This is a genomic window from Aquitalea magnusonii, assembly GCF_003202035.1.
Taxonomy (GTDB): Bacteria; Pseudomonadota; Gammaproteobacteria; order Burkholderiales; family Chromobacteriaceae; genus Aquitalea; species Aquitalea magnusonii.
This window is the reverse complement of record NZ_QJKC01000014.1, coordinates 15,698-39,390: the sequence shown is the minus strand read 5'-3', so window position 1 is coordinate 39,390 and position 23,693 is coordinate 15,698. Positions and strand designations below refer to the sequence as shown.

At 62.1% G+C, this 23,693-nt stretch carries 26 protein-coding genes; 19 read left to right on the top strand and 7 right to left on the bottom strand.

The window, feature by feature from the left end; genetic code table 11:
* Positions 1 to 4: 4 nt before the first annotated feature.
* Positions 5 to 1,312, top strand: a complete 1,308-nt coding sequence (locus DFR38_RS15040; RefSeq protein WP_110313583.1) for an Nramp family divalent metal transporter — start codon at positions 5 to 7, stop codon at positions 1,310 to 1,312.
* Positions 1,313 to 1,365: 53 nt separating this feature from the next.
* Here DFR38_RS15040 and DFR38_RS15035 read toward each other — a convergent pair whose 3' ends face one another.
* Entirely contained in the window at positions 1,366 to 1,863 is a 498-nt protein-coding gene (locus DFR38_RS15035) for a MarR family winged helix-turn-helix transcriptional regulator (RefSeq protein WP_059284691.1), read from the bottom strand.
* A 164-nt stretch (positions 1,864 to 2,027) separates the two neighbouring features.
* On the opposite strand from DFR38_RS15035, the gene guaD reads away from it, so the two are divergent.
* Positions 2,028 to 3,347, top strand: coding sequence for a guanine deaminase (gene guaD, locus DFR38_RS15030; protein WP_059284692.1), 1,320 nt, complete (start codon positions 2,028 to 2,030; stop codon positions 3,345 to 3,347).
* Here the strand turns inward: guaD and DFR38_RS15025 are convergent.
* The 4 genes from DFR38_RS15025 to DFR38_RS15010 are packed head-to-tail and all read right to left on the bottom strand — an operon-like array spanning position 3,344 to position 5,252.
* Positions 3,344 to 3,889 carry an RDD family protein gene (locus DFR38_RS15025; protein WP_059284693.1) on the bottom strand — a complete coding sequence of 182 codons (546 nt, stop codon included), beginning with the start codon at positions 3,887 to 3,889 and terminating at the stop codon, positions 3,344 to 3,346. The two genes, guaD and DFR38_RS15025, sit on opposite strands and share 4 nt — an antisense overlap.
* 22 nt (positions 3,890 to 3,911) lie before the next feature.
* Positions 3,912 to 4,301 (bottom strand): DUF3106 domain-containing protein, encoded by a 390-nt coding sequence (locus tag DFR38_RS15020; protein WP_082693267.1) that lies wholly within the window; start codon positions 4,299 to 4,301, stop codon positions 3,912 to 3,914.
* Positions 4,294 to 4,689 carry a DUF3619 family protein gene (locus DFR38_RS15015; RefSeq protein ID WP_059284695.1) on the bottom strand — a complete coding sequence of 132 codons (396 nt, stop codon included), beginning with the start codon at positions 4,687 to 4,689 and terminating at the stop codon, positions 4,294 to 4,296. The genes DFR38_RS15020 and DFR38_RS15015 overlap by 8 nt, the downstream gene beginning before the upstream one ends.
* Positions 4,686 to 5,252 carry an RNA polymerase sigma factor gene (locus DFR38_RS15010; protein ID WP_059284696.1) on the bottom strand — a complete coding sequence of 189 codons (567 nt, stop codon included), beginning with the start codon at positions 5,250 to 5,252 and terminating at the stop codon, positions 4,686 to 4,688. The genes DFR38_RS15015 and DFR38_RS15010 overlap by 4 nt, the downstream gene beginning before the upstream one ends.
* Positions 5,253 to 5,479: 227 nt before the next feature.
* Here DFR38_RS15010 and ilvB point away from each other — a divergent pair, with 227 nt between their 5' ends.
* The 6 genes from ilvB (at position 5,480) to bioD (ending at position 12,854) form a co-directional block, all read left to right on the top strand.
* Positions 5,480 to 7,246: a biosynthetic-type acetolactate synthase large subunit gene (gene ilvB, locus DFR38_RS15005; RefSeq protein WP_059284697.1), complete on the top strand. Its 1,767-nt coding sequence runs from the start codon at positions 5,480 to 5,482 to the stop codon at positions 7,244 to 7,246.
* Between the two features lie 10 nt (positions 7,247 to 7,256).
* On the top strand, positions 7,257 to 7,748 hold the full coding sequence (gene ilvN, locus DFR38_RS15000) for an acetolactate synthase small subunit (RefSeq protein ID WP_059284698.1): 492 nt from the start codon (positions 7,257 to 7,259) through the stop codon (positions 7,746 to 7,748).
* A 64-nt stretch (positions 7,749 to 7,812) separates the two neighbouring features.
* Complete coding sequence (ilvC, locus tag DFR38_RS14995; protein WP_045845777.1) at positions 7,813 to 8,829, top strand: ketol-acid reductoisomerase; 1,017 nt, start codon at positions 7,813 to 7,815, stop codon at positions 8,827 to 8,829.
* A gap of 229 nt (positions 8,830 to 9,058) precedes the next feature.
* Positions 9,059 to 9,820, top strand: a complete 762-nt coding sequence (gene pssA, locus DFR38_RS14990) for a CDP-diacylglycerol--serine O-phosphatidyltransferase (protein ID WP_059284699.1) — start codon at positions 9,059 to 9,061, stop codon at positions 9,818 to 9,820.
* A 301-nt stretch (positions 9,821 to 10,121) separates the two neighbouring features.
* Positions 10,122 to 11,918, top strand: a complete 1,797-nt coding sequence (locus DFR38_RS14985; RefSeq protein WP_059284723.1) for a 2-isopropylmalate synthase — start codon at positions 10,122 to 10,124, stop codon at positions 11,916 to 11,918.
* Positions 11,919 to 12,224: 306 nt separating this feature from the next.
* Positions 12,225 to 12,854 (top strand): dethiobiotin synthase, encoded by a 630-nt coding sequence (gene bioD, locus DFR38_RS14980; RefSeq protein WP_059284724.1) that lies wholly within the window; start codon positions 12,225 to 12,227, stop codon positions 12,852 to 12,854.
* A 9-nt stretch (positions 12,855 to 12,863) separates the two neighbouring features.
* On the opposite strand, the gene DFR38_RS14975 is transcribed toward bioD, so the two are convergent.
* A complete protein-coding gene (locus DFR38_RS14975; RefSeq protein WP_059284700.1) occupies positions 12,864 to 14,135 on the bottom strand; it encodes an HD-GYP domain-containing protein in 1,272 nt (423 codons plus the stop codon).
* A gap of 363 nt (positions 14,136 to 14,498) precedes the next feature.
* Here DFR38_RS14975 and coxB point away from each other — a divergent pair, with 363 nt between their 5' ends.
* From coxB to DFR38_RS14950, 5 genes are read left to right on the top strand one after another with little or no spacing between them, the layout of a single operon-like run.
* Entirely contained in the window at positions 14,499 to 15,635 is a 1,137-nt protein-coding gene (coxB, locus tag DFR38_RS14970) for a cytochrome c oxidase subunit II (protein WP_082693269.1), read from the top strand.
* 10 nt (positions 15,636 to 15,645) lie between these two features.
* On the top strand, positions 15,646 to 17,271 hold the full coding sequence (ctaD, locus tag DFR38_RS14965; protein WP_059284726.1) for a cytochrome c oxidase subunit I: 1,626 nt from the start codon (positions 15,646 to 15,648) through the stop codon (positions 17,269 to 17,271).
* A 14-nt stretch (positions 17,272 to 17,285) separates the two neighbouring features.
* Positions 17,286 to 17,831 (top strand): cytochrome c oxidase assembly protein, encoded by a 546-nt coding sequence (locus DFR38_RS14960; protein WP_059284701.1) that lies wholly within the window; start codon positions 17,286 to 17,288, stop codon positions 17,829 to 17,831.
* Positions 17,828 to 18,004: a DUF2970 domain-containing protein gene (locus DFR38_RS14955; RefSeq protein ID WP_082693270.1), complete on the top strand. Its 177-nt coding sequence runs from the start codon at positions 17,828 to 17,830 to the stop codon at positions 18,002 to 18,004. The genes DFR38_RS14960 and DFR38_RS14955 overlap by 4 nt, the downstream gene beginning before the upstream one ends.
* Before the next feature lie 10 nt (positions 18,005 to 18,014).
* Positions 18,015 to 18,878, top strand: coding sequence for a cytochrome c oxidase subunit 3 (locus tag DFR38_RS14950; RefSeq protein ID WP_059284702.1), 864 nt, complete (start codon positions 18,015 to 18,017; stop codon positions 18,876 to 18,878).
* Between the two features lie 11 nt (positions 18,879 to 18,889).
* Here DFR38_RS14950 and DFR38_RS14945 read toward each other — a convergent pair whose 3' ends face one another.
* A complete protein-coding gene (locus DFR38_RS14945; RefSeq protein ID WP_059284703.1) occupies positions 18,890 to 19,090 on the bottom strand; it encodes a DUF2909 family protein in 201 nt (66 codons plus the stop codon).
* Between the two features lie 88 nt (positions 19,091 to 19,178).
* On the opposite strand from DFR38_RS14945, the gene DFR38_RS14940 reads away from it, so the two are divergent.
* Genes DFR38_RS14940 through DFR38_RS14920 form a run of 6 tightly spaced genes read left to right on the top strand, consistent with a single transcriptional unit; the run spans position 19,179 to position 23,692 of the window.
* Complete coding sequence (locus DFR38_RS14940) at positions 19,179 to 19,796, top strand: SURF1 family cytochrome oxidase biogenesis protein (RefSeq protein WP_158527744.1); 618 nt, start codon at positions 19,179 to 19,181, stop codon at positions 19,794 to 19,796.
* Positions 19,793 to 20,299 (top strand): hypothetical protein, encoded by a 507-nt coding sequence (locus tag DFR38_RS21270; protein WP_158527743.1) that lies wholly within the window; start codon positions 19,793 to 19,795, stop codon positions 20,297 to 20,299. Before DFR38_RS14940 ends, DFR38_RS21270 begins: the two co-directional genes overlap by 4 nt.
* Before the next feature lie 43 nt (positions 20,300 to 20,342).
* A complete protein-coding gene (locus tag DFR38_RS14935) occupies positions 20,343 to 21,404 on the top strand; it encodes a COX15/CtaA family protein (protein ID WP_110313581.1) in 1,062 nt (353 codons plus the stop codon).
* Positions 21,383 to 22,291, top strand: coding sequence for a heme o synthase (locus DFR38_RS14930; protein WP_110313580.1), 909 nt, complete (start codon positions 21,383 to 21,385; stop codon positions 22,289 to 22,291). Before DFR38_RS14935 ends, DFR38_RS14930 begins: the two co-directional genes overlap by 22 nt.
* A complete protein-coding gene (locus DFR38_RS14925) occupies positions 22,291 to 22,881 on the top strand; it encodes an SCO family protein (RefSeq protein WP_110313579.1) in 591 nt (196 codons plus the stop codon). The genes DFR38_RS14930 and DFR38_RS14925 overlap by 1 nt, the downstream gene beginning before the upstream one ends.
* A gap of 46 nt (positions 22,882 to 22,927) precedes the next feature.
* Positions 22,928 to 23,692, top strand: coding sequence for a flagellar brake protein (locus DFR38_RS14920; RefSeq protein ID WP_239688839.1), 765 nt, complete (start codon positions 22,928 to 22,930; stop codon positions 23,690 to 23,692).
* Position 23,693: the final 1 nt, after the last annotated feature.

Sequence of the window (23,693 nt, the reverse complement as noted above, 5' to 3'; positions counted from 1 at the left end):
TTGCATGTTCTCCCTCCCACGCACTGCCACCGCGCCGTTTTGTCCCTCCGAAGTCCAAGGCAGTATCCGCATCGACGCCCAAGCCACCTGGTGGCAGCGGCTGCGCCGCTTTGCCGGCCCCGGCCTGCTGGTGGCCGTCGGCTATATGGACCCGGGCAACTGGGCGACGGATATCGAGGCCGGCTCGCGTTTTGGCTATGGCTTGCTGTGGGTGGTGGCGCTGTCCAGCGTGGTGGCCATTGTGCTGCAGCTGATGGCGGCGCGGCTGGGACTGGTCACCGGCATGGACCTGGCGCAGGCCAGTCGCGAGCGTTACGGCCCGGCCGGGCGCCTGTTGCAGTGGCTGAGTGCCGAACTCTCGATCATCGCCTGCGATGTGGCCGAGGTACTGGGCTGCGCCCTGGCCTTCAAGCTGCTGTTTGGCGTGCCGCTGGCCTGGGGCGTGGGGCTGACGGCTTTCGACACCCTGATTGTGCTGGGGATGAAGGGCAAGGGCTTCCGCCAGATCGAGGCGGTGGTGCTGGGCTTGATTGCCACCATCGCACTGTGTTTTGCCATCCAGGTGTTCATGGTGGGGCCGGACTGGCAGGCAGTGGCGCGCGGCCTGTTGCCATCCAGCCCCGGTGCGGACCTGCATCAGGCGGTGGTGCTGGGGCTGGGCATCGTCGGTGCCACCATCATGCCGCACAATCTGTATCTGCATTCTTCCATTGTGCAGACCCGGCGGGTGGAGGGCGGGCGGCATGGCCTGCGCGACACGCTGGCGCTGTGCCGCGTGGATACTGTGCTGTCCTTGTTGCTGGCCATGCTGGTGAACGGGGCTATCCTGGTGCTGGCCGGTTCGGCCTTCCATGTGGCTGGCCAGCCGGTGGTGGATGATATCGAACAGGCCTACCGGCTGATCACGCCGCTGGCCGGCGGGGCGGCGGCGCTGCTGTTCGGCCTGGCCTTGCTGGCCTCCGGGCAAAGCTCCACCCTCACCGGTACGGTGGCGGGGCAGGTGATCATGGATGGCTTCCTGCAAGTGCGTATTCCCTGCTATCAGCGGCGGCTGATTACCCGTGGTCTGGCCTTGCTGCCGGCGCTGCTGGGCGTGCTGTGGCTGGGGGAAGGGGCTGTCGGGCGCATGCTGGTGTGGAGTCAGGTGGTGCTCAGCCTGCAATTGCCGCTGGCGATGTGGCCCTTGCTGCGTATCACCGCCGACCGGCAGCAGATGGGGGAATTTGCCTTGGCACCGGCCATGCAATTATTGGGCTGGCTGCTGTTCGTGCTGATTTGTGGTGCCAACCTGCTGTTGCTGGTGGGGCTGTAAATGAAAAAAGCCGCAGTGATGCGGCTTTTTTGCTGAAATGGCTAGCGCCTGGATCAGTCTTCCTGGGTTTGCAGCAGCTTTTTCAGCAGGCCGGCCAGTTGCACTTTTTCGGTCTCGTCCAGGTTTTCCATCAGCTCGGCTTCCGCCGCCAGATGATTGACCACGGCCTCTTCGATCACGGCAAAACCCTTGGCGCTCAGTGTCACAATTACGCCACGGCGGTCTTCCGGGTCGGGCGAGCGGGTGACCAGGCCGGCTTCTTCCAGCCGGTTGATGCGGTTGGTCAGTGCGCCGGAGGAAATCAGCACCATGCCCTGCAACTGGTTGGGCGACAACTGGTAGGGCTCGCCACGGCGGCGCAGTGCGGCCAGCACGTCGAATTCGCCGACATTCAGGTTGTAGCGGGCCAGATCCTGCAGTACCCGGCGGGTAATGAAATATTCCATCCGTACGATACGGCCGATAACCTGAGTGGACGAGGGGTCCAGGTCGGGACGTACTTCATTCCAGAGGGCGACGATACGGTCGATCTGATCGGGCTGTTGATGCATTCTGCGTGCTTCCAGGTAAGGGAGGGGCAAGGCTTTCCGTTCCGGGCGCAAAGAGTATCATGTGTTTGTGCTAAAATATCTTCACATAAAGATATTTGATCGTAACATATCGCCAGTGCACTGATTTTGCAGGCTGCGCTAGCCACCCAGCGAGGATGAGCCGGATGAAAACCGCAGTACGTGGCGCCATGATCAGTTTCCGGGCCGACCCCTTCCTCCATCCTGCCGCAGCGTGTCTGCACTATGACAGCGATGCCCTGATCATCATGGAAGACGGCAAGATCAGCGCCTTGGGTCCGGCTGCCAGCCTGCTGCCCGCCTTGCCGGCAGATGTCCCGCTGCAGCACTTTCCGCACGGCGTGCTGCTGCCCGGCTTTATCGATTGCCATGTGCATTATGCGCAGACCGAGATGATGGCGGCTTTTGGCGCACAACTCATCGACTGGTTGAATGACTACACCTTTGTCACCGAGCAGGGTTTTGCCGAGGGTGAACACGCGCGCGAGGTGGCACGGCTGTTTTTGCAAGAGCAGTTGCGCAATGGCGTGACCACGGCCTGCGTATTTGGCACCGTGCACCCGCATTCGGTGGACGTGCTGTTCGAAGAGGCGGCCCGCTACGGCTTGCGACTGATTGCCGGCAAGGTCTGCATGGACCGCCATGCACCGGCGGCACTGCTGGATACGGCGCAGGCCGCCTATGATGACTCGCTGGCACTGATACGGCGCTGGCATGGGCGCGGCCGGGCCGAATACGCGCTGACGCCACGCTTTGCTCCCAGCTGCAGCCCGGCACAGCTGGACGCGCTGGCCGTACTGGCCCGTGAGTATCCGGATGTGCTGATCCAGTCACATGTGGCGGAAAACCTCGATGAACTGGCCTGGGTGCAACAGCTGTTTCCACACTGCCGTGACTATGCCGATGTCTACGACCGGCACGGGCTGCTACGGCCACGGGCGGTCTTCGGCCACGGCATTCACTTGTCGGATGCGGAAATCGCCGCCTTTGCCGACAGCGGTGCGGCGCTGGCGCATTGCCCCACTTCCAACCAGTTTCTCGGCTCGGGCAGCCTGGACCTGCGCCGGCTCAAGCAGGGCGCACGACAGGTGGCGCTGGGGCTGGGGACGGATGTGGGCGCAGGCACCAGCTTTTCCATGCTGCAGACCATGCAAGCGGCCTATGTCGCGGCACAAAGCCACGGCAATGCGCTGACGGCGGTGCAAGCCTGGTATCTGGCCACCCGTGGCGGTGCCGCAGCACTGGGTATTGCCGACAAGGTGGGTAGCCTGGCGCCCGGCATGGAGGCCGATCTGCTGGTGCTGGACTGGTACTCGACACCGCTGATCACTTTTCGCATGCGCTATGCCCGCGATGTGCAGGACGCCCTGTTCATCCAGATGATGCTGGGGGATGACCGGGCGATTGCCGCGACCTATGTGGCTGGCCAGCTGGTTTACCAGCGTGCGGCCGCCGGCGGCAGCTAGTCTTGTCCGGCGCGACGGCCCTTGCCCGGATGGGGCGGTTTGGGCAGGGTGATCTGGCGGGTGCGGGCCAGGCGGTCGTGCAGGAACAGCCGCTCCTTGTCGTAGCAGGCCGCCAGATAGGGCAGCATGCACCAGGCCAGCGAAATCAGCAGCGCCTCACGGCCATGGCCCAGATTGCGCGACCAGGCCAGGTAGGAAATGGCCGGCATGCCGACAAACAGCAGCAGGCCGACGATATAGCGGAAACCGGCCTGGCGCCAATCCATCAGCTGTCCGTCATCCTGACGCACCACCTTCACCCGCCAGGCTTTCATGGCCACGGTCTGGCCGGATTTGACCCAGCTGCTGCCGAAATAGCCGAACAGCGCGCCGGCCAGCGCCAGCTGGGTGAGCAGGTCCAGCACTAGCGACTGCCCCAGCCAGGCTTGCAGGCCGGTCATGACGGCGGAAACGGTAAGCAGCAGTGCTGCAATCAGCAGCAATTCGTAAAGCTGGCTGCACAGGCGGCGACCAAGGCTGGCCGCGGTAAGGGTTGGGCTCATGATGATGATGGCAGGGTGATGCTCAGCCGGAAGCCTGGGGCTTGGGCTGGCTTTGTTTCAGGCGCTGGATGGCTTTTTCCCGCTCGGCAGGAGGCAGACCTTGCAGCGTTTTCCAGTTATTGCGGATTTGCTGGCGTTGCTCCAGCGTCAGGTCCGACCAGCTTTTCAGCTTGCTTTGCAGGCGCAGGCGGCCGGCCGGGTCCAGGCTGCGGTATTCCGGCACGATGGCCAGCAGGTTTTTCTTTTTCTCCGGTGCATAGCGGTCCCATTCGGCGGCCAGCGGGGCCATGACCGTCTGTTGCTCGCTATCCAGCTGATCCCAGCGCGGGTTGGTCAGCGGGCTGGCCAGTACCGGCGTGGCCAGCAGGCAGCCGGCCAGCAGCCAGGGCAGCAAGCGATGCAGCCTAGTCATGCAGGCTCCCCGAGAAGTGCGGTTCCATCAGCATTTCCAGCGGCAGCTCATGCGCCAGGATGGCGGCATCCACCGCTTCTTCCTCGACCAGCAAGCCCTCCATCAGCCACAGGCCGGTACCGGCCATCATGGCAAAACTCAGGGCCAGCAGGCTGCGGCGCAAGCCCTGGGTATGGCGTTGCAGCCAGAGCGACAGCTGCTCGCGCAAGCGCGGCGCTTCGCTGGCGCGCAGGTCAAAGCGGGCCAGGGCCAGCTCGCGGGCCTGGCGCAGTCGCTGCTGCTGGGGGGCACTGAGCTGATTGCCCGGTTGGTCGAGTATGGTGGTCACACTGTGCTTGAGCTTGTCGTTGGCACCGGCATGGGTCGCAGAATCTTGCGAGGGCTTCATAGCACCACTCCTTTTTGCTGCAGGATGGCCGCCAGCGTGTGGGTGGCGCGCGAGCAATGCGTCTTGACGCTGCCTTCCGAGCAGCCCATCACCCGTGCGGTTTCGGCGACATCCAGTCCTTCCCAGTAACGCAGCAGGAAGGCTTCCCGTTGACGATTGGGCAGCAGCTGCACCGCGCCATCGATCAGCTGGGCGACTTCCTTGCGGGCATACCATTTTTCCGGATTGCTGCTGGCCTCGTCTGCCGCGATGTTCAGCGTTTCCAGCGGATCGGCGCTTTCGTCCTCCTCGCGGGTGGGCAGCAGCGAAGACAGCAGGGTGCCAAAGAACTGACGCACCTTGGCACGGCGGAAGTGATCGCGAATGGTGTTTTGCAGGATGCGCTGGAAAATCAGCGGCAATTCCGCCGCCGGTGCATGGGCGTAGCGGTCTGCCAGCTTCATCATGGAGTCTTGCACGATGTCCAGCGCGTTTTCGTCATTGCGCACGGCGTACAGGGCTTGCTTGAAGGCGCGTCGTTCCGCCGACTGCAGAAAGTCGGCCATTTCCTTGCGGCTTGCCATGTGTAGGGGAAGATTCTGGTTGATGCCAACGAAAGATAGTAGCAGAGCCGGACAGGCAAGGCCACCCCGCGGATTTCCCTGTTTTTACCGTGGCTTAGCGTGTTTTTGCACCTGCACAAAAGCACTTGACCGCCATTTGAGGGATAAGCTAAGGTCTTTCATCACAACGGGATGAAACACAAGTCAATCGCCAAGATTGACTGCAAGACAAGACAAAGAGGCACAAGATGCAGATATCGGGCGCGGAAATCCTAGTCCGTTGCCTGCAGGAAGAAGGGGTCGAATTTTTGTTCGGCTACCCCGGCGGCGCGGTTCTGGAAATATATGATGCCATCTTCCGGCAGGAAAAATTCAAGCACGTTCTGGTGCGTCACGAGCAGGCTGCCGTACATGCGGCGGATGCCTACTCGCGTTCCAGCGACAAGGTGGGCGTGGCGCTGGTGACCTCCGGTCCCGGTGCCACCAATGCCGTCACCGGCATTGCCACCGCCTACATGGACTCCATCCCCATGGTGGTGATTTCCGGTCAGGTGGCCACACCCGCCATTGGCCTGGACGCCTTCCAGGAAGTGGACATGGTGGGCATTACCCGCCCGTGCGTGAAGCACAACTTCCTGGTGAAGGATGTCAACGATATCGCTGACACCATCAAGAAGGCATTCTACATCGCCAAGAGTGGCCGACCCGGCCCGGTGGTGGTGGATATTCCCAAGGATGTGACCCAGCAACGTGCCGAATTCCATTACCCGGAAAGCGTGCACATCCGTTCCTATGTGCCTGCCACCCGCGGCCATCCGGGACAGATCAAGAAGGCCATCAACCTTCTGCTGGAAGCCAAGCGTCCGTACATCTACGTGGGCGGTGGTGCCGTACAGGGCAATGCCGCAGCCGAAGTGACCGAGCTGGTCAAATCGCTGGGCCTGCCGTGTACCAACACCCTGATGGGCCTGGGTGCCTATCCGGGTTCCGATCCGCAATTCCTCGGCATGCTGGGCATGCACGGTACTTACGAAGCCAATATGGCCATGCAGTACTGTGATGTGCTGATCGCCGTGGGGGCGCGTTTCGACGACCGCGTCATCAGCGTGCCATCGCATTTCCTGTCGCAGCCGAAGAAGATCATCCACATCGACGTGGACCCGTCTTCCATTTCCAAGCGCGTGAAAGTGGACGTGCCCATCGTCGGCGACGTCAAGCATGTGCTGCGTGAAATGCTGGACATCCTGCGCCAGTCCGGCCAGAAACCGGATGCACAGCATCTGGCCAACTGGTGGAAGCAGATCGAAGAATGGCGCGGCCACAACAGCCTGCTGTACACCCCGTCCACCGAGCTGATCAAGCCGCAGTACGTGGTGGAAAAGCTGTATGAAATCACCGGTGGCAAGGCCATCGTCGCCTCCGATGTGGGACAGCATCAGATGTGGGCGGCCCAGTATTACAAGTTCGACAGCCCGAAGCAGTGGCTGAATTCCGGCGGCTTGGGTACCATGGGCTTCGGTTTGCCTGCAGCCATGGGCGCGCAACTGGCCAATCCGGATGCCACCGTCGCCTGTATTACCGGCGAAGGCTCCATCCAGATGAACATCCAGGAGCTGTCCACCTGCAAGCAGTACCACACACCGGTCAAGATCGTGGCGCTCAACAACCGCTATCTGGGCATGGTGCGCCAGTGGCAGGAATTCTTCTACGGCACCCGGTATTCCGAATCCTACATGGATGCGCTGCCGGATTTCGTGAAGGTGGCGGAAGCCTATGGCCACGTTGGCTTCAAGATCGAAAACCCGTCCGATGTCGAGCCGGTACTGCGCGAGGCCTTTGGCCCCGCCCTGAAGGAACGTCTGGTCTTCCTGGACTTCCGTACCGATCAATCCGAGAACGTGTTCCCGATGATCCAGAATGGCAAGGGTCTGGACCAGATGGATTTGCCGCCGCACATGCGCGACGTCCAGCAGGTCCCCTTCGAGAACAACCGTGACTACGGCAATATGTGCTGAGGCGGACGGTATGAGACATATTCTTTCGATTTTGCTGGAAAACGAAGCGGGCGCATTGTCCCGCGTGGTGGGGCTGTTTTCGGCCCGGGCTTACAATATTGACTCACTGACGGTGTCGACTACCGAGGATCCGACACTGTCACGGATGACGATCGTCACGCATGGTTCCGACGAAGTCATCGAACAGATCACCAAGCAGCTCAACAAGCTGATCGAGGTGGTCAAGGTGATAGACCTCAATGAATCCGAGCACATCGAACGCGAGATGATGCTGATCAAGGTGCGCGCTACCGGCAAGGACCGGGAGGAAATGAAGCGCATGGCGGATATTTTCCGCGGTCGCATCATTGATGTTACGGAAAAGACATACACCATCGAGCTGACTGGTACGAGCGACAAGCTGGGGGCCTTTATCGAGGCCATCGACCGCGCAGTGATCCTGGAAACGGTCCGTACTGGCGCATCCGGCATTGGCCGTGGTGAACGGGTTCTGAAAATCTGATATATCTATACATCTGACGGCGGGCCACAGCAGGTGGCCGCCCGGATAACAAGGGACAAAGCAAATGAAAGTGTATTACGACAAGGACGCGGATCTTTCCATCATCAAGGGCAAGAAAGTCGCCATCATCGGCTACGGCTCGCAAGGCCATGCCCACGCCCAGAACCTGAAGGAATCTGGCGTTGATGTGATCGTGGGTCTGCGCAAGGACGGCGCGTCCTGGAAAAAGGCCGAAGCGGCTGGCCACAAGGTGAAGGAAGTGGCCGAAGCAGTGAAGAAGGCCGATGTCGTGATGATTCTGCTGCCGGATGAATCCCAGCCGGACGTTTATCGCAACGAAATCGCCCCGAACATCAAGAAGGGCGCTGCCCTGGCTTTTGCCCACGGCTTCAACGTGCATTACAACCAGATCGTTCCGCGCGAAGACCTGGACGTGATCATGGTGGCCCCGAAAGGTCCGGGTCACACCGTGCGTTCCGAGTACGTGAAGGGTGGCGGCGTGCCGACCCTGATCGCCGTTTACCAGGACAAGTCCGGCAAGGCCCGTGACGTGGCCCTGTCCTATGCGGCTGCCAACGGCGGCACCAAGGGTGGCGTGATCGAAACCAACTTCCGCGAAGAAACCGAAACCGACCTGTTCGGCGAACAGGCTGTGCTGTGTGGCGGCGCGGTAGAACTGGTGAAAGCCGGTTTCGAAACCCTGACCGAAGCCGGTTACGCTCCGGAAATGGCTTACTTTGAGTGCCTGCACGAACTGAAGCTGATCGTCGACCTGATGTACGAAGGCGGCATCGCCAACATGAACTACTCCATCTCCAATAACGCGGAGTATGGCGAGTACGTGACCGGCCCGGAAGTGGTGACCTCTGCCACCAAGGAAGCCATGAAAAAGGCGCTGTATCGCATCCAGTCCGGTGAATACGCCAAGATGTTCATCCTGGAAGGCAAGACCAACTATCCGAGCATGACTGCCCGTCGCCGCCTGACCGCCGATCACCCGATCGAAAAGGTGGGTGCCGAACTGCGCGCCATGATGCCCTGGATCTCCAAGAACAAACTGGTCGACCAGTCCAAGAACTGATTTCGAAGTCAGTCAGTGTGCCAAAGCCGGGGAAACCCGGCTTTTTTCATGCAGGATGGGTGGTCGGCAGTGCGGGCGGACCGGCGCTTTTGCTGCCGGGGCCGGCTTGGATTAAAATCAGCGGCTCTGCGCGCATGCGCCCTTTGTCTAGATCGTCGACGTACTGACAGCCGGTCCGCGCCGGTGTGTGCTCAGCGCCGTACCGATAGCTTCGCTTACGGATAACACCATGATCCATGACCCCGTTCCGGGTAAGCCGTCCCTGCGCCGTCAGGGTATTTACCTGCTGCCCAACTCCTTTACCCTGGCGGCCTTGTTCGCCGGTTTCTACGCCATCGTGCAAGCGATGAACCAGAATTTCCAGATTGCTGCCGTTGCCATCTTTGTTGCCATGATCCTGGATGGCATGGATGGGCGGGTTGCCCGGCTGACCCATAGCCAGAGTGCTTTTGGTGCCGAGTTCGACAGCCTGTCGGACATGGTGAGCTTTGGTGTCGCCCCCGCGCTGGTGGCCTATGAATGGCTGTTGAAAGACATGGGCAAGCTGGGCTGGATGGTGGCATTCATCCACTGTGCCGGCGCCGCACTGCGGCTGGCCCGTTTCAACACCATGATAGGCAGTACCGACAAGCGCTGGTTTACCGGCCTGCCCAGCCCGGCAGCAGCGGCGCTGGTAGCGGGGCTGGTGTGGATCTGCCATGCCTATGACTACACTGGCCTGCCGGGTTTGAAGTGGGTTCTGCTGGGCTTTACCGCCTTTTCCGGCATCACCATGGTGACCAATGTCAAGTTCTGGAGCTTCAAGGAGATCCACCTGCGTCGCCGTGTGCCGTTTGTAATGCTGCTGGCGCTGGTGGTGGGCTTGCTATTGCTGATGTCGGAGCCGCCGCTGGTGCTGTTCGGCTTCTTTGTCTGCTATGCCCTGTCCGGCTATGTGATGGCAGGCTGGAATCTGCTGCGGCGCAAGCCGCTGCCGGCGGTCTCGCCCTGATTGTCGATCTGTGTGATCAAGCCCCGCTCCTGCCCCGGCAGCAGCGGGGCTTTTGCTTGATGCGGGTGGGTGATTGGACGGATTGGTCTGATATTTCTTATCGGATGGCAGGAAAATACTTGGCTGCAAGGCTAGGTTGACGCGGAGGGAAGTACGTTTTTTGTTATAAATTAGACTTAATGTCTAATAATTGTAAATTTGACACAGGTTTGACGATATTTTTGTCGTATGTTGCACTGCGGGTTTGACGTTATGTCGTCCAATCGCTACATTGAATCAAAACTTGCTGCAGGAGCACAACATGCAATTGGACATTGAACGACTCATTGACGACCTGGGCGGCCCCGGTGCGGTGGCAGAAGGCCTGAGCCGGATTTTTCCCGATGAGCCGGTCAGCCGTGCAGCAGTCTACAAGTGGAGAGAACGCGGCAGCCTACCGCTGGCGCAGTTGAACAAGTTGGCGCAATTGGCGGCAAGCCAGGGCAAGAGATTCGATTTCAACGATTACCTGAACGCAGCCGGGACAGCAGCACAGGGACAAGGGAGAGCATTCGACATGGGCGACCGTCTTTACATTTTTGATACCACCTTGCGTGATGGCGAGCAGTCGCCGGGCGCTTCCATGACCAAGGAAGAAAAGATCCGCATCGCCCGCCAGCTGGAACGTCTGGGTGTCGATGTGATCGAGGCCGGCTTTGCTGCCGCCAGCCCGGGCGATGCCGATGCCATCCACGCCATTGCCGAGGTGATCAAGGATTCCACCGTCTGTAGCCTGGCCCGTGCCAACGAGCGCGATGTGCGCGCCGCCGGTGAAGCCATCAAGCCGGCTGCCCGTGGCCGCATCCACACCTTTATTGCCACCAGCCCCATCCATATGGAAAAGAAGCTGCGCATGACGCCGGATGAGGTGGTGGAGGCTGCGGTAAAGGCCGTCAAGCTGGCGCGTGAATACACCGATGATGTCGAATTTTCCGCCGAAGACGCCTTGCGCTCGGATATCGACTTCCTCGCCCGCATCTTTGGCGAAGTGATCAAGGCCGGCGCCACCACGCTGAACGTGCCGGATACCGTGGGCTACGCCGTGCCGCGTGCCACCGAAGCCTTCTTCCGCGAGCTGATCAGCAAGACGCCGGGTGGCGACAAGGTGATCTGGTCGGCCCATTGCCACAACGATCTGGGCATGGCCGTGGCCAACAGCCTGGCTGCCGTATTGGGCGGTGCCCGTCAGGTGGAATGCACCATCAACGGTCTGGGCGAGCGTGCCGGTAATGCCGCGCTGGAAGAGATCGTCATGGCGGTGCGTACCCGCAAGGACATTTTTGCGGTGGAAACCCGTATCGATGCCACCCAGATCGTGCCGGCTTCCAAGCTGGTATCCACGGTGACCGGCTATCCGGTACAGCCGAACAAGGCCATCGTCGGTGCCAATGCCTTTGCCCACGAATCCGGCATCCACCAGGATGGCGTGCTCAAGCACCGCGAAACCTATGAAATCATGTCGGCAGAGAGCGTGGGCTGGAGTGCCAACCGCCTGACCCTGGGCAAATTGTCCGGTCGCAATGCCTTCAAGACCAAGCTGACCGATCTGGGCATCGTGCTGGACAGCGAAGAAGCGCTTAACGCCGCTTTTGCCCGCTTCAAGGATCTGGCCGACCGCAAGCGTGAAATCTTCGACGAAGACCTGCACGCACTGGTGTCGGACGAGCTGGTGGCCACCTTGCAGGAAGACTACAAGTTCGTGTCGCTGAAGGTGAATACCGAAACCGGCGAAGCACCGCAGGCTGCCATCGTGTTTGTCGAGCATGGCGTGGAAAAGCGCTGCGAATCCAGTGGCTCCGGCCCGGTGGATGCCGCCTTCAAGGCCATCGAAAGCACGGTCAACAGCCAGGCCGAACTGGAACTGTACTCGGTCAATGCCATTACCAAGGGTACCGAATCGCAGGGCGAAGTCACCGTGCGGCTGGCCAAGGATGGCCGTGTGGTGAATGGCCAGGGCGCGGATACCGATGTGATTGTCGCCAGTGCCAAGGCTTACCTGTCGGCGCTCAACAAGCTGAGCAACCGTCAGGAACGTGTGAAGGCACAAGGCAATGTCTGATTAGCAATACCTGCCGGGCCAGTCCCGTGCTGCTTTACCGTCTGCCGGATTTTCCCATCCCGTTCCCGGCAGGCGGGCAGGCAGCCACGGGCAAGCCCTGGCAAACCGGTTTCAGTCCACTCCGATATTGAAACCCTAAGGCTCACAAGGCCGCATCCATACAGCCCAGGCTCACAAGGCCAGCGTGGCAGATCGCCGACCCAGGAGGTCGGCGTCGCTGCGCTGGCGGGCTGGCCCCCGGTTTCCCGCATTACCCTTTCCCGCGCTATCATCCAGCCTGCTTCATAGATGCAAGGCAAACCCACCATGGCTCAAGGCTTTTTCATTACCGGCACCGATACTGAAATCGGCAAAACCCATTCCGCTGTCGCGCTGATCCGTCACTGGCAGGCACAGGGGCAGCGGGTAGTGGCGATGAAACCGGTGGCCTCCGGCTGCGAGATTCTGCCGGATGGCAGCTGGCTGAATGACGATGTGGCGCGGCTGGTGGCGGCCACCGGCCAGCAGGATCTGGACCTGATGAACCCCTACCGCTTTTTGCCGCCGGTCTCGCCGCATATCGCCGCACGCGAAGCCGGGGTGGAGATTGTGCTGGACACCATTGTCAGCCACTACCAGCAACTGGCGGCGCAGGCGGACACCGTGCTGGTGGAAGCCGCAGGCGGTTGGCTGGCCCCATTGGCCGAGGGTGTCTACATGGAAGACATGGCACGGGCGCTGCAACTGCCGGTGATTCTGGTGGTGGGCATGCGCCTGGGTTGCATCAACCATGCCTTGCTGACTGTGCGTGCCATTCAGGCATCCGGCTTGCAGCTGGCCGGCTGGGTGGCCAACCGGGTGGTGCCGCAGCAACTGGCCTATGCCGACAATCTGGCCACCCTGCAAGCCGCCATCGCGGCGCCCTTGTTGCTGGAGCTACCCTACGCGCCAGCCTGAGCGGTGCGCTCAAGCCGGCGTGCCGGCCAGCAACACACTGCTGAGTGACTGGAACAGCATGGCATCATCCGGGCCCAGCTTGTCCTGGGCCAGACTCAGATCGCGGCCCAGATTGCGTAGCCGCCAGTTGATTTCCTCGGTCACCAGCAGAATCTCCAGCTGCAGATCCTCCTCCTGCGCCAGCGGCTGGCTGGCTTGCATGCCGGTGCTGAACAGCGAGCGCTGGATGGTATCAAACTGGCCCATGCAGCGGCCGAGCGCCGCCTGACCAGCCGCCGTCAGCGTTTCTTCCTGCAGATTGAGCAGCAGGTGGGTGATTTCGCCGATGCGCTTGAGCAGCGCATGCAATGCCGCCATCGCCTGCGCCGACGTCGGCATGGCCGCCGTGTCCTTGTCCAGCTGCTGCAGTGCGCGGTGCATCACCGCCACCGCCGGGCGGTGAAATTCGCCGGGGATGATGCGCAAGGCAATATCCAGCCGCTGGCCGGGGTGGCTTTTCTGCAGCAGCCGGCAGCTAAGGTCGGCCACCGCGATCAGCTGGCCGGCAATGCCCAGCTGTTTTTCCTTTTCCCGGCGCGGGTAGCCGCTGCCATCCAGCCGCTCGTGATGCTGCAGCATGGCCAGGGCAATGGCCTCCAGCTGCGGATGCTGACCCAATTGCAGCATCTGCCGGTAAGCAATCAGCGGATGCACCATGCGGTGCCGCCATGCAAGCGGCGCGCTGCCCACGGCCACTTGGGCTGGGTGTCCGGCATCCAGATACAGTTCGCCGATGTCATGGAACAGTGCGGCCAGGGCGATTTGTTCCAGCAGCGCGCTGGATTGCCCGGTGCGCAAGGCCAGTCCCAGACTGAACAGGCAGCACAGCAGGCCGTGTTCCAGCAGCTGTTGTTGATCCAGCATGGCCAGCAAGACGGTGAGGGCAGGATTGAGGGGCAGGTTTTCCAACACGGCCAGGCAGGCATGCCGGTGTGTTGTTTTTTGCAGCAGCAGTTGTAACAGTGCTTGATCGGCCAGCAGCTGGTCGCTCTTTTCCCGTAACAGGCGGTGTGCGGCAAAATCAGGCAGAGCCAGGCTGGATTCCAGTGGCGAGCGCAGCTGCTGCTGTGGCAGCAGCTGGAAATGCCGTGGCTGCAGGCGGCTGCCACTGGTCAACAGAATGCTGCCATCGGGTGCGCTGATGGCATGCTCCACCACAATGGCCTGTCTGGCCAGCAGGCCGGACAGGGTGTGCAGGAAATGCGGATTGGCGCTGTATTGCGCACGGCTGGCATTGGACATGATCTGAGTTGCCGTCTGGACTGCTTGCGTTTTAGACCCACTGACAAAACCCACCACCCCGGCGTTGTGCCTCCTGGCCATTGTGCTGGTGCTGTCTGCGTCAGCCCGCCCTGAGCCGGGGCCTCTGCGCGGTGTTGTGCGTGGCTCTTAGCCAAAAAGCGCTAGGTGTATCCTCATTATTTGTCATCTCATTCCAATTACAAGTTTATGCTTTTGGTATGAAGATTGCCTTTTGCATTGCATCATGAAAGATTCTTGTTTTTATCTGCGGGTGACCTAGGATTTCAAGCAGCTGCTGATGATTGTTAATGTCAGCGCTTGAAAAGGCCAGTGTCACAGCCGGCTGGCCAGAGAGGGGGGGCCATGTCCTGCCGGTACCTGCCGGGCCGTACCGCTGCCAGCAGCCTGCTTGCCTGCACCGCCATGCAGGCCCGGGGCGCGGCCATCAATCTGCAAGCCCCCGCCACCTCGCTTGCCCGCCTGGAATACGATCTGCACACCATGCTGCTGCTGGTGACCGGCGGCATCTTCCTGCTGGTGCTGGCCGTCATGCTGTATGCCATCGTGCGTCATCGCAAGTCAGCCGGCCACGCCGCCAGACTATTTCACGAGAACACCACGGTGGAAATCATCTGGACGCTGATTCCACTGCTGATCCTGCTGCTGATCGCCTGGCCGGCGACCCGGGCGGTGCTGAACCAGAAAAGCACGCGCGGCGAGGAGCTGACCATCAAGATCACCGGCTATCAGTGGAAGTGGCGTTACGACTATCTCGACGACAATTTCGGCTTCATGAGCCATCTGGCCACGCCTGCCAGTGCCATTGCCGGTACGGCAGCCAAACCGGCCAATTATCTGCTGGAAGTGGATGAGCCGCTGGTGGTGCCCACCGGGCGCAAGGTGCGGCTGCTGCTGACGGCCAACGATGTCATCCACTCCTGGTGGGTGCCGCAGCTGGGCATCAAGCAGGATGCCATTCCCGGTTTTCTGCGCGATGCCTGGTTCATGGTGGATACCCCCGGCATTTATCGCGGCCAGTGTTCCGAGCTGTGCGGCAAGGACCATGGCTTCATGCCCATCGTGGTGGAGGCGCGCAGCCCTGAGGACTATGCGCGCTGGCGCGATGCGCGGCTGAAGCAGGCGGCAGCCAGTGCTGACGACCCGACCCGGGTATGGACGCTGGCGGCGCTGCGCGAGCGTGGTGAGAAGGTGTATGGCCAGAACTGCATTCCCTGCCATCAGGCGAACGGCAAGGGCATCCCTGGCAGTTTCCCGGCGCTGGATGGTTCGCCCGTGGTCAATGGCGACAAGGCCGGCCATATCAATATCGTGCTCAATGGCAGCCAGAAAAATCCCGCCATGCAGGCCTGGGGCAAGCAGTTGTCCGATACCGACATCGCGGCGGTCATCAGCTACGAGCGCAATGCCTGGGGTAATCACACCGGGCAACTGGTGCAGCCGGCCGAGATCAGGGCCGCCCGTGCCGGTGCCGCATCCTGAGGAGGGCAGCATGGCTATTGCCGGTCTTGCAGCAGTACCGCAGCAGTCGCACCGGCCGCATGGCTGGCGGCGCTGGCTGTTTGCCACCAATCACAAGGACATCGGTTCGCTGTATCTGTGGTTTGCCTTCTGCATGTTTCTGGTGGGCGGGGTGCTGGCCCTGTGCATAAGGGCCGAACTGTTTCGCCCCGGCCTGCAGTTTTTCCAGCCGGAGTTGTTCAACCAGCTCACCACCCTGCATGGGCTGATCATGGTGTTCGGCGCCATCATGCCGGCCTTTACCGGCCTGGCCAACTGGATGCTGCCGCTGATGATAGGTGCGCCGGACATGGCCTTTGCCCGCATGAATAACTGGAGCTTCTGGCTGTTGCCACCGGCCATGGCCTTGTTGCTGCTGTCCTTTGTGGTGCCTGGCGGCGCCGCGGCGGCCGGCTGGACGCTGTATGCGCCCTTGTCGGTGCAGCTGGGCATGGGCATGGATCTGACCATTTTTGCCATCCATATCCTGGGTATCAGCTCCATCATGGGGGCCATCAATATCGTGGTCACCATCATCAATCTGCGCGCCCCCGGCATGGGTATGATGAAGATGCCGATGTTTGCCTGGGCCAGCCTGATTACCGCCTATCTCATCATCGCCGTCATGCCGGTGCTGGCCGGTGCGGTGACCATGGTGCTGACCGACCGCCACTTCGGCACGCATTTTTTCAATGCCGCCGGTGGCGGCGACCCCATCCTCTACCAGCATGTGTTCTGGTTTTTCGGCCATCCCGAGGTCTACATCATGGCCTTGCCGGCCTTCGGCATAGTCAGCCAGGTGATTCCCACCTTTGCCCGCAAGCCGCTGTTTGGCTACACCTCCATGGTGTATGCCACCAGCTCGATTGGCGTGCTGTCCTTCATGGTGTGGGCGCACCACATGTTTGTCACCGGCATGCCGGCTACCGCCCAGCTGTTTTTCATGTACGCCACCATGCTGATCGCCGTGCCCACCGGGGTGAAGGTATTCAACTGGATAGCCACCATGTGGGAAGGCAGCATGAGCTTTGAAACCCCCATGCTGTTTGCCATCGGTTTCATCCTGCTGTTCACCATTGGCGGGCTGTCCGGCGTCACGCTCAGCGTGGCCGCAGTCGACGTGCAGCTGCATGGCAGCTACTACGTGGTGGCGCATTTTCATTACGTGCTGGTGGCCGGTGCCTTGTTCAGCCTGTTTTCCGCCGTGTATTACTGGTTTCCCAAGATGACCGGCAAGATGTATAGCGAGCGCCTGGGGCGGCTGCATTTCTGGTGGTCGCTGCTGTGGTTCAACGTCACCTTCTTTCCCATGCATTTTCTTGGCCTGGCCGGCATGCCGCGGCGCATTCCCGACTACGCACTGCAATTTACCCAGTTCAACCAGATTGCCAGCGTTGGTGCCTTCATGTTCGGCCTGGGCCAGCTGATTTTCCTGGTGAACATCCTGTACTCGCTGCGCCATGGCAAAACGGCTGCCCAGCAACCGTGGGAGGGGGGCAATACCCTGGAGTGGCGGCTGCCGACGCCTGCGCCGTATCACAGCTTCAGCGAGGCTCCGCAGCTGGATGTGGCGGAAAACGGCGTGGTGGTCGCCATGCAGGGCGGCAAGCACGGCTAGCGCGGGAGACCACCATGGCCAGCGGTATGCAGGCAGCCAATCTCACCCTGTTGCGCAGGTTGCTGCTGCTGGTGTTGCTGATGTTCGGTTTTGCCTGGGGGCTGGTGCCGCTGTACCGGGTGATTTGCGAGGTGACCGGTCTGAACCGGGTGGTGGTGGCCGATGCCATGCCGGGCCGGGATGCGGCACAGGTCGCGGCACGGCCGGTGGTGCTGCAACTGGATGCCATGGTGCAGCCGGGCCTGCCCTGGCAGGTAAGGCCGCTGCAATCGCGGCTGCAGGTGAAAACCGGGCAGTTCATCCAGCTGCAGTACGAGCTGCGCAATAACAGCCGGCAGCAGGTGGTGGGGCAGGCGATTCCGCGCTATCTGCCGGCCGAGGCGGCGGCTTATGTCAAGAAGCTGGAGTGCTTCTGTTTGCGCCAGCAGCTGTTTCAGCCGGGTGAGACACGGCGTTTTCCGGTGGTGCTGGTGATAGACCGGGCGCTGCCGGCCGCGATAGACAGCATCACCCTGTCGTACAGCGTGTTCGATGTACCGCAGGGGGAGGCCAGGCCATGAGCTGGTGGCGTGGCGTGCTGGCGGTGCTGGCGGCGTTTGCCGGTATCCGCCGGCAGCAGGCGGCACAGCAGGATGGACACCTGCGGCCGCTGCAGCTGATTGCCACCGCCTTGTTGCTGGTGGCGGCCCTTATCGGCTTGCTGCTGCTACTGGTGAACTGGATCAGCCATTGAGGAGAGCATCATGGCGCTACTGGATGAGCATGGGCCGGCGCAGTATTTCGTCCCCGCCCCGTCACGCTGGCCACTGCTGGGTGCCGTGGCACTGTTCTGCCTGGGACTGGGCGCGGCTTGTGCGCTGAACGGCATGCTGCCGGGCTGGTGGTTGCTGGCGCTGGGTGGGCTGATCCTGCTGCGCATGCTGTGCGGCTGGTTTGGCGATGTCATCCGCGAGAGCGTGGGCGGCCGCTATCACGGGCAGGAGGCGCTGTCCTTCCGCTGGGGCATGGGCTGGTTCATTTTCTCGGAAGTCATGCTGTTTGGCGCATTCTTTGCCGCGCTGTTCTGGGTGCGCCAGGTGGCGCTGCCGACGCTGGGCAGCCTGGATTACAAATTGCTCTATCCGGATTTTTCCGCCAGCTGGCCGCTGCAGACCGCCCCGGTGGCGGGGCCGGCTTATCAGGCCATGGAAGCCTGGGGGCTGCCGGCGCTCAATACGCTGATCCTGCTGTCTTCCGCGGTCAGCCTGACCTGGGCGCACTGGGGCCTGCTACTGGGGCGACGGGCGCAACTGAAGCTGGGCCTGTTGATCACCATCGTGCTGGGGCTGGGGTTTCTCTGCCTGCAGGCCATCGAATACCACCATGCCTGGACGGCACAGCAGCTGACATTGTCGGCGGGAGGCTACGGCATGACCTTCTACATGCTGACCGGCCTGCACGGCCTGCACGTCTTGCTGGGCAGTGTCATCCTGCTGGTGGTGTGGTTGCGGGTGCTGCGCGGACACTTCGACCAGCAACACCATTTCGCTTTCGAGGCGGCGGCCTGGTATTGGCATTTTGTCGATGTGGTGTGGCTGCTGCTGTTTGTCTTCGTCTACTGCCTGTAGCCGCAGCCAGCCTAGCTGGGCTGATGCGGACGCCACCAGCCAAACAGCACGCCCAGCAACAGCAGGATGAACAGGCCAATGGACAAGCCAAGCCGCAGGGTCAGCGAACGGATCAGCCGCTGTGAGCCGGACTCGGCCTTGAGCAGGCCGGACAGCCCCCAGAACAGGGCCAGCACGATGCAGGCAAGCAAAAAGACGATGACGATTTTCATGGCTGAGCCCTCCGGTGCTGCTGCGCCTGCAAAAACATGCTTTCAGTCTAGTGGCAAAAAGCGTAGTCGTGGGCTTCTGTTGCTCTGTGTGTTGTTACCTTTTGTATTGGCCTGCTGGCAGGTGTTGCGTGGCCGCGATGCCTTGCAGCGTGAACAGGCGCTGGCACGGGCGGGCAGCCAGCCGCTGCAGGCGTGGTCGGCGGTGCCGCTGACCCAGTCCCCGGATTATTCCCGCCGCAGCGTGGCAGGGGCCCGCCCGCTGGGGCCGGTGATCCAGCTGGGCAACAGCCTGCTGGACGAGCAGCCGGGAGCCAGGCTGCTGCTGCCGGTGCGGCTGGCGGATGACAGCATGCTGCTGCTCGATCTGGGCTGGCTGGCTGATTCCCGCCCGCAGCCAGCCTTGTTGCTGCCGCCGCAGTTGCGCGGGCAATGGTTGCCGTGGCATGGGCGCTGGACCTTGCCCGGCGCGCGGTCCGGTGTTGCCGGCCGGGTGGATGAGGTTGCCATGGCCAGTTTGCCGCAGGTGTATCCGGGCCGCTGGCGCCAGGGCGTGCTGGTGTTGCAGCCCGCGCTGCCGGGTTTGCAGATGTGGCCGCTGCAGCCCCCCTTGTCGGCACAGCGGCATTTTGCCTATGCCCTGCAATGGGCGGTGCTGGCGCTATGCCTGCTGCTATTGCTGCGGCCGCGCAGATGGAGGAAGGGATGAACCCGGGACGCTACAGCCGGCTGGTATTGCTGCTGATCGTGCTGCTCTGTCTGCTGCCGCTGCTGGCGGCCTGGTTCAGTTATCGCTACTGGCCACCGCAGGGCGGCAACAGCGCCGGCGACTTGCTGCCGATCCAGCCCTTTGCCGCCGCCAGCCGGGCGGACTGGCCTGGCAAGCGCTGGGTGCTGGTCGGGCAGTTTCAGGGCAGTTGCGAGCGGGCATGCCGCCAGCGCCTGTTCACCATGCGGCAGATTCATCTGGCCCAGGGCGAAGCTGCCGGGCGCTTGCAGCGGGTGCTGTTGTATAGCGCGGCGGCACCGGTGGCGGCAGATGGCTTCGTGCAGCTGGCCGTGGCACGCCAGCGCTTGCCGGCCCGAGCCGACGGTTTTTACCTGATCGACCCGCTGGGCAACCAGGTGCTGTTTTACCCGGATGCCCTGCGTCCGGACAAGATCATCAAGGAAGTGCAACAGCTGATGAAGGTTAACAACGGCTTGGGATGATGCCGTGCAGCTGCCGGCGTTGCGCGCTGGCAAGGAGGCCGCAATGAAAAAACTGGCCTGGCTGGCCCTGCTGCTGGCCTGTGTGGTCCTGCCGCTGGGGGCATATGTGCGTTTGTCGGATGCCGGCCTCGGCTGTCCGGATTGGCCGGGTTGTTACGGCCGGCTCAGTCCGGCCCATGCCGCCACGGCCATCGCGCAGGCCATGCAGCTGCAGCCGGATGGCCCGGTCAGCCCGGACAAGGCCTGGAAGGAAATGCTGCATCGCTACCTGGCGGGCAGTCTGGGGCTGTTGATCCTGTGGCAGGCGCTGCAAGCCTGGCGCAGCGGCCGGCAGCGGCGTGTCGCCGGCCTGCTGCTGCTGCTCTTGGCCCTTCAGGCGCTGCTGGGCATGTTGACGGTGACCATGCGCCTGCAGCCGCTGGTGGTCACCGCTCATCTGTTGCTGGGCATGAGCCTGCTGGCCGTGCTGTTGTGGCAGGCGGCCGGCAGCCGCTGGCCGGGCGTGCGGGTAAGGGCAGGCCAGCGCAGGCTGGCGTGGCTGTTGCTGTGCTTGGTGGCCGGGCAGATTGCTTTGGGTGGCTGGGTGTCGTCCCATCAGGCGGCGCTGGCCTGCCAGGGTTTTCCCCGCTGCAACGGCAGTTGGTGGCCATCATCTTCTCTGGCTGACGCCTTTGTGCTGCAGAGCGGAGCCTTGCCCATGGCCAGCCTGGTTGCCATGCACTGGCTGCACCGGCTGGGTGCGCTGCTGGTGATGCTGGTGCTGGGCCTGCTGTGCTGGCGTTTGTGGTCGATACCCGGTCTGCGTCGCCAATTGCTGTTGCTTCTGGCGCTAGGCTTGCTGCAGCCTATGCTGGGTGTGGCCAATGTGCTGTGGCTGCACCCCTTGCCCCTGGCGCTGGCCCACCATGCCGGGGCCATGCTGCTGCTGGCGGGCAGCAGCATGCTGCTGTGCCGGCTGCAGGTGCCGGCCGCTTATCGGCCCTTGCGCCAGCACTGGCTGGGCTGGCAGAGCCGCAGCAGTACCGTCCGGCCCTGGCGCGGTGGCATGTTGTCGCGCCGGCAGGGACACCGGAGAACGGCAAGATGGCCCTGTCTGCCAGTGTGAGACTGCAAGCCGGCTATGAGCATGCGCTGGCCATGCTGCAACTGGCCAAGCCGCGCGTGGTGGCGCTGATCGTGTTCTGCGCCGTGATCGGCATGTTGCTGTCACAGCCCGCGCTACCGGCCCTGCGGCGCTTACTGCCGGCCACGCTGGGTATTGCGCTGATGGCTGGCGCGGCGGCGATGCTCAACTGCCTGCTGGAGCATGCGCTGGATGCCCGCATGCAGCGCACCGCCTGGCGTGCCACGGCGCGGGGCAGCGCCGGGCGTGGCGAAACCCTGCTGCTGGCGGTGCTGCTGGGTGGGAGTGGCATGCTGCTGCTGTGGGGCTGGGTCAACGCGCTGACCGCCTGGCTGACGCTGGCCACCCTGCTGGCCTATGCGCTGGTGTATACCTTGCTGCTGAAACCATACACCCCGCAAAACATCGTCATCGGCGGCATCAGCGGGGCCATGCCGCCATTGCTGGGCTGGACGGCGATGACCGGGCAGGTCAGCCCGCATGCGCTGTTGCTGCTGCTGATCATCTACACCTGGACGCCGCCGCACTTCTGGGCGCTGGCGCTATACCGGCGTGCCGACTACGCCCGCGCCGGCCTGCCCATGCTGCCGCTGACGCATGGCCAGGGTTTCACCACCTTGTCCATTCTGCTGTACACCCTGCTGCTGACCGCCGTCACCCTGCTGCCGGTGGCACTGGGGGTGGCCGGCTGGCTGTATCTGCTGGCAGCGCTGGCACTGGACGGACGCTTCTTGTTTCTTGCTGTGCAACTGCATCGTCAGTATGCTGACGCCTTGGCTCGCCGCACCTTTTCCTGGTCGATCTGGTATCTGACCTGGCTGTTTGCCGCGATGCTGTCCGATCATTACTGTCTGCTACCGGTTTCCTGATGCGCCATCTGCTACGTTTGCTCTCCCTGTTCATCCTGTCCCTCGCACTGGCTGCCTGTGCGCCGCCGGCGGCTCCCAAGCTGGATCTCAAAGGCACGGACATGAGCGATACCCAGCTGGGCGGCGATTTCAGCCTGACCGACCATCAGGGCCGGCCACGCAAGCTGTCCGACTTCTCCGGCAAGGTGGTCGCGCTGTTCTTCGGCTATACCCATTGTCCGGATGTCTGCCCCACCACCATGCTGGAATACGCCACGGTCATGAAAAAGCTGGGCGCGGACGCTGACAAGGTGCAAGTCCTGTTTGTCACGGTAGATCCGGAACGGGACACCACGGCGGTGCTGGCCGGCTATGTGCCGCACTTCGACCCCCGTTTTGTCGGCCTTACCGGCAGCACGGCGCAGATCGAGCAGGTCAAGTCGGCCTACAAGGTGGTGGCACAGAAAGTGGCCGTGCCGGGTGGCGCTTATACGGTCGACCACAGTGCCGGCTCCTATCTGTTCGACAAAAGCGGAAAATTGCGGGTTTATGAGGCTTATGCCACGCCGGCAGACAGTCTGACTCATGATATTCGTCAGCTGTTACGCTAGAATTCAGGCAATCACCCAACCTTGACTGCGGAAAGAAGCGCCCATCGTGAGCGAAGACAACACCCCCGGTATGCTGCACGGCGACCATGCCCAGCCCGATCTGACCAGGTATATCCTGGCCACCCCGGTTGAGGTCGTGCATCATCTGACGTCTATCGCCAAGTCCGGGCATATGGTGACGGTGTTTTCCAACAAGGGAAAAACCTTCATTCTCACGCGCTTTCTGGAGGTGGATGCCAGGCAAGGCGTGCTGTTGCTCGACTGGGGGGCCGACCCGGCCACCAATGAACAGCTGCTGAACAGCGAGCGCAATGTATTCGTCTGCTCGCCGGACGGGGTCAAGACCCAGTTTGTCACCGGCGCAGCCCGCAAGGTGGTGCTGGACAGTGGTCCGGCCTTCGAGGTGGACCTGCCCGAGCAGGTGATCAAGCTGCAGCGGCGCGAGTTTTTCCGCATCCAGACCCCGGTCAGCAATCCGGTCAGCTGCCATATTGCCGACTACCCCGGCCGGCCGCTGGATCTGGTGCTGTTCGACATCAGCCTGGGTGGCTGCAGCCTGTGGCTGCCGGCACCGCATGCGCCCGGTTTCGAGCTGGGCCAGAAATACCAGAATTGTTCACTCGAATTGAAACCGCTGGGCAGTTTGCGGGTGGGTATCGAAATCCGCCACCGCCTGACCACCCAGCTGCGCAACGGCAATGAAGCCGTCCGTGCCGGTTGCGCCTTTCTCAATATGACTCCGTCGTCAGAAACGCTGGTGCAGCGTTATGTCGGCCAGCTGGAGCGCGAACGGCGCGCCCTGGTCGGCTGAT

What these genes read in the sequence shown, in the direction of transcription:
- DFR38_RS15040 (WP_110313583.1), top strand. Translation starts at nt 5, where the DNA reads ATGTTCTCCCTCCCACGCACTGCCACCGCGCCGTTTTGTCCCTCCGAA.
- DFR38_RS15035 (WP_059284691.1), bottom strand. Translation starts at nt 1,863, where the DNA reads ATGCATCAACAGCCCGATCAGATCGACCGTATCGTCGCCCTCTGGAAT.
- guaD (WP_059284692.1), top strand. Translation starts at nt 2,028, where the DNA reads ATGAAAACCGCAGTACGTGGCGCCATGATCAGTTTCCGGGCCGACCCC.
- DFR38_RS15025 (WP_059284693.1), bottom strand. Translation starts at nt 3,889, where the DNA reads ATGAGCCCAACCCTTACCGCGGCCAGCCTTGGTCGCCGCCTGTGCAGC.
- DFR38_RS15020 (WP_082693267.1), bottom strand. Translation starts at nt 4,301, where the DNA reads ATGACTAGGCTGCATCGCTTGCTGCCCTGGCTGCTGGCCGGCTGCCTG.
- DFR38_RS15015 (WP_059284695.1), bottom strand. Translation starts at nt 4,689, where the DNA reads ATGAAGCCCTCGCAAGATTCTGCGACCCATGCCGGTGCCAACGACAAG.
- DFR38_RS15010 (WP_059284696.1), bottom strand. Translation starts at nt 5,252, where the DNA reads ATGGCAAGCCGCAAGGAAATGGCCGACTTTCTGCAGTCGGCGGAACGA.
- ilvB (WP_059284697.1), top strand. Translation starts at nt 5,480, where the DNA reads ATGCAGATATCGGGCGCGGAAATCCTAGTCCGTTGCCTGCAGGAAGAA.
- ilvN (WP_059284698.1), top strand. Translation starts at nt 7,257, where the DNA reads ATGAGACATATTCTTTCGATTTTGCTGGAAAACGAAGCGGGCGCATTG.
- ilvC (WP_045845777.1), top strand. Translation starts at nt 7,813, where the DNA reads ATGAAAGTGTATTACGACAAGGACGCGGATCTTTCCATCATCAAGGGC.
- pssA (WP_059284699.1), top strand. Translation starts at nt 9,059, where the DNA reads ATGATCCATGACCCCGTTCCGGGTAAGCCGTCCCTGCGCCGTCAGGGT.
- DFR38_RS14985 (WP_059284723.1), top strand. Translation starts at nt 10,122, where the DNA reads ATGCAATTGGACATTGAACGACTCATTGACGACCTGGGCGGCCCCGGT.
- bioD (WP_059284724.1), top strand. Translation starts at nt 12,225, where the DNA reads ATGGCTCAAGGCTTTTTCATTACCGGCACCGATACTGAAATCGGCAAA.
- DFR38_RS14975 (WP_059284700.1), bottom strand. Translation starts at nt 14,135, where the DNA reads ATGTCCAATGCCAGCCGTGCGCAATACAGCGCCAATCCGCATTTCCTG.
- coxB (WP_082693269.1), top strand. Translation starts at nt 14,499, where the DNA reads ATGTCCTGCCGGTACCTGCCGGGCCGTACCGCTGCCAGCAGCCTGCTT.
- ctaD (WP_059284726.1), top strand. Translation starts at nt 15,646, where the DNA reads ATGGCTATTGCCGGTCTTGCAGCAGTACCGCAGCAGTCGCACCGGCCG.
- DFR38_RS14960 (WP_059284701.1), top strand. Translation starts at nt 17,286, where the DNA reads ATGGCCAGCGGTATGCAGGCAGCCAATCTCACCCTGTTGCGCAGGTTG.
- DFR38_RS14955 (WP_082693270.1), top strand. Translation starts at nt 17,828, where the DNA reads ATGAGCTGGTGGCGTGGCGTGCTGGCGGTGCTGGCGGCGTTTGCCGGT.
- DFR38_RS14950 (WP_059284702.1), top strand. Translation starts at nt 18,015, where the DNA reads ATGGCGCTACTGGATGAGCATGGGCCGGCGCAGTATTTCGTCCCCGCC.
- DFR38_RS14945 (WP_059284703.1), bottom strand. Translation starts at nt 19,090, where the DNA reads ATGAAAATCGTCATCGTCTTTTTGCTTGCCTGCATCGTGCTGGCCCTG.
- DFR38_RS21270 (WP_158527743.1), top strand. Translation starts at nt 19,793, where the DNA reads ATGAACCCGGGACGCTACAGCCGGCTGGTATTGCTGCTGATCGTGCTG.
- DFR38_RS14935 (WP_110313581.1), top strand. Translation starts at nt 20,343, where the DNA reads ATGAAAAAACTGGCCTGGCTGGCCCTGCTGCTGGCCTGTGTGGTCCTG.
- DFR38_RS14930 (WP_110313580.1), top strand. Translation starts at nt 21,383, where the DNA reads ATGGCCCTGTCTGCCAGTGTGAGACTGCAAGCCGGCTATGAGCATGCG.
- DFR38_RS14925 (WP_110313579.1), top strand. Translation starts at nt 22,291, where the DNA reads ATGCGCCATCTGCTACGTTTGCTCTCCCTGTTCATCCTGTCCCTCGCA.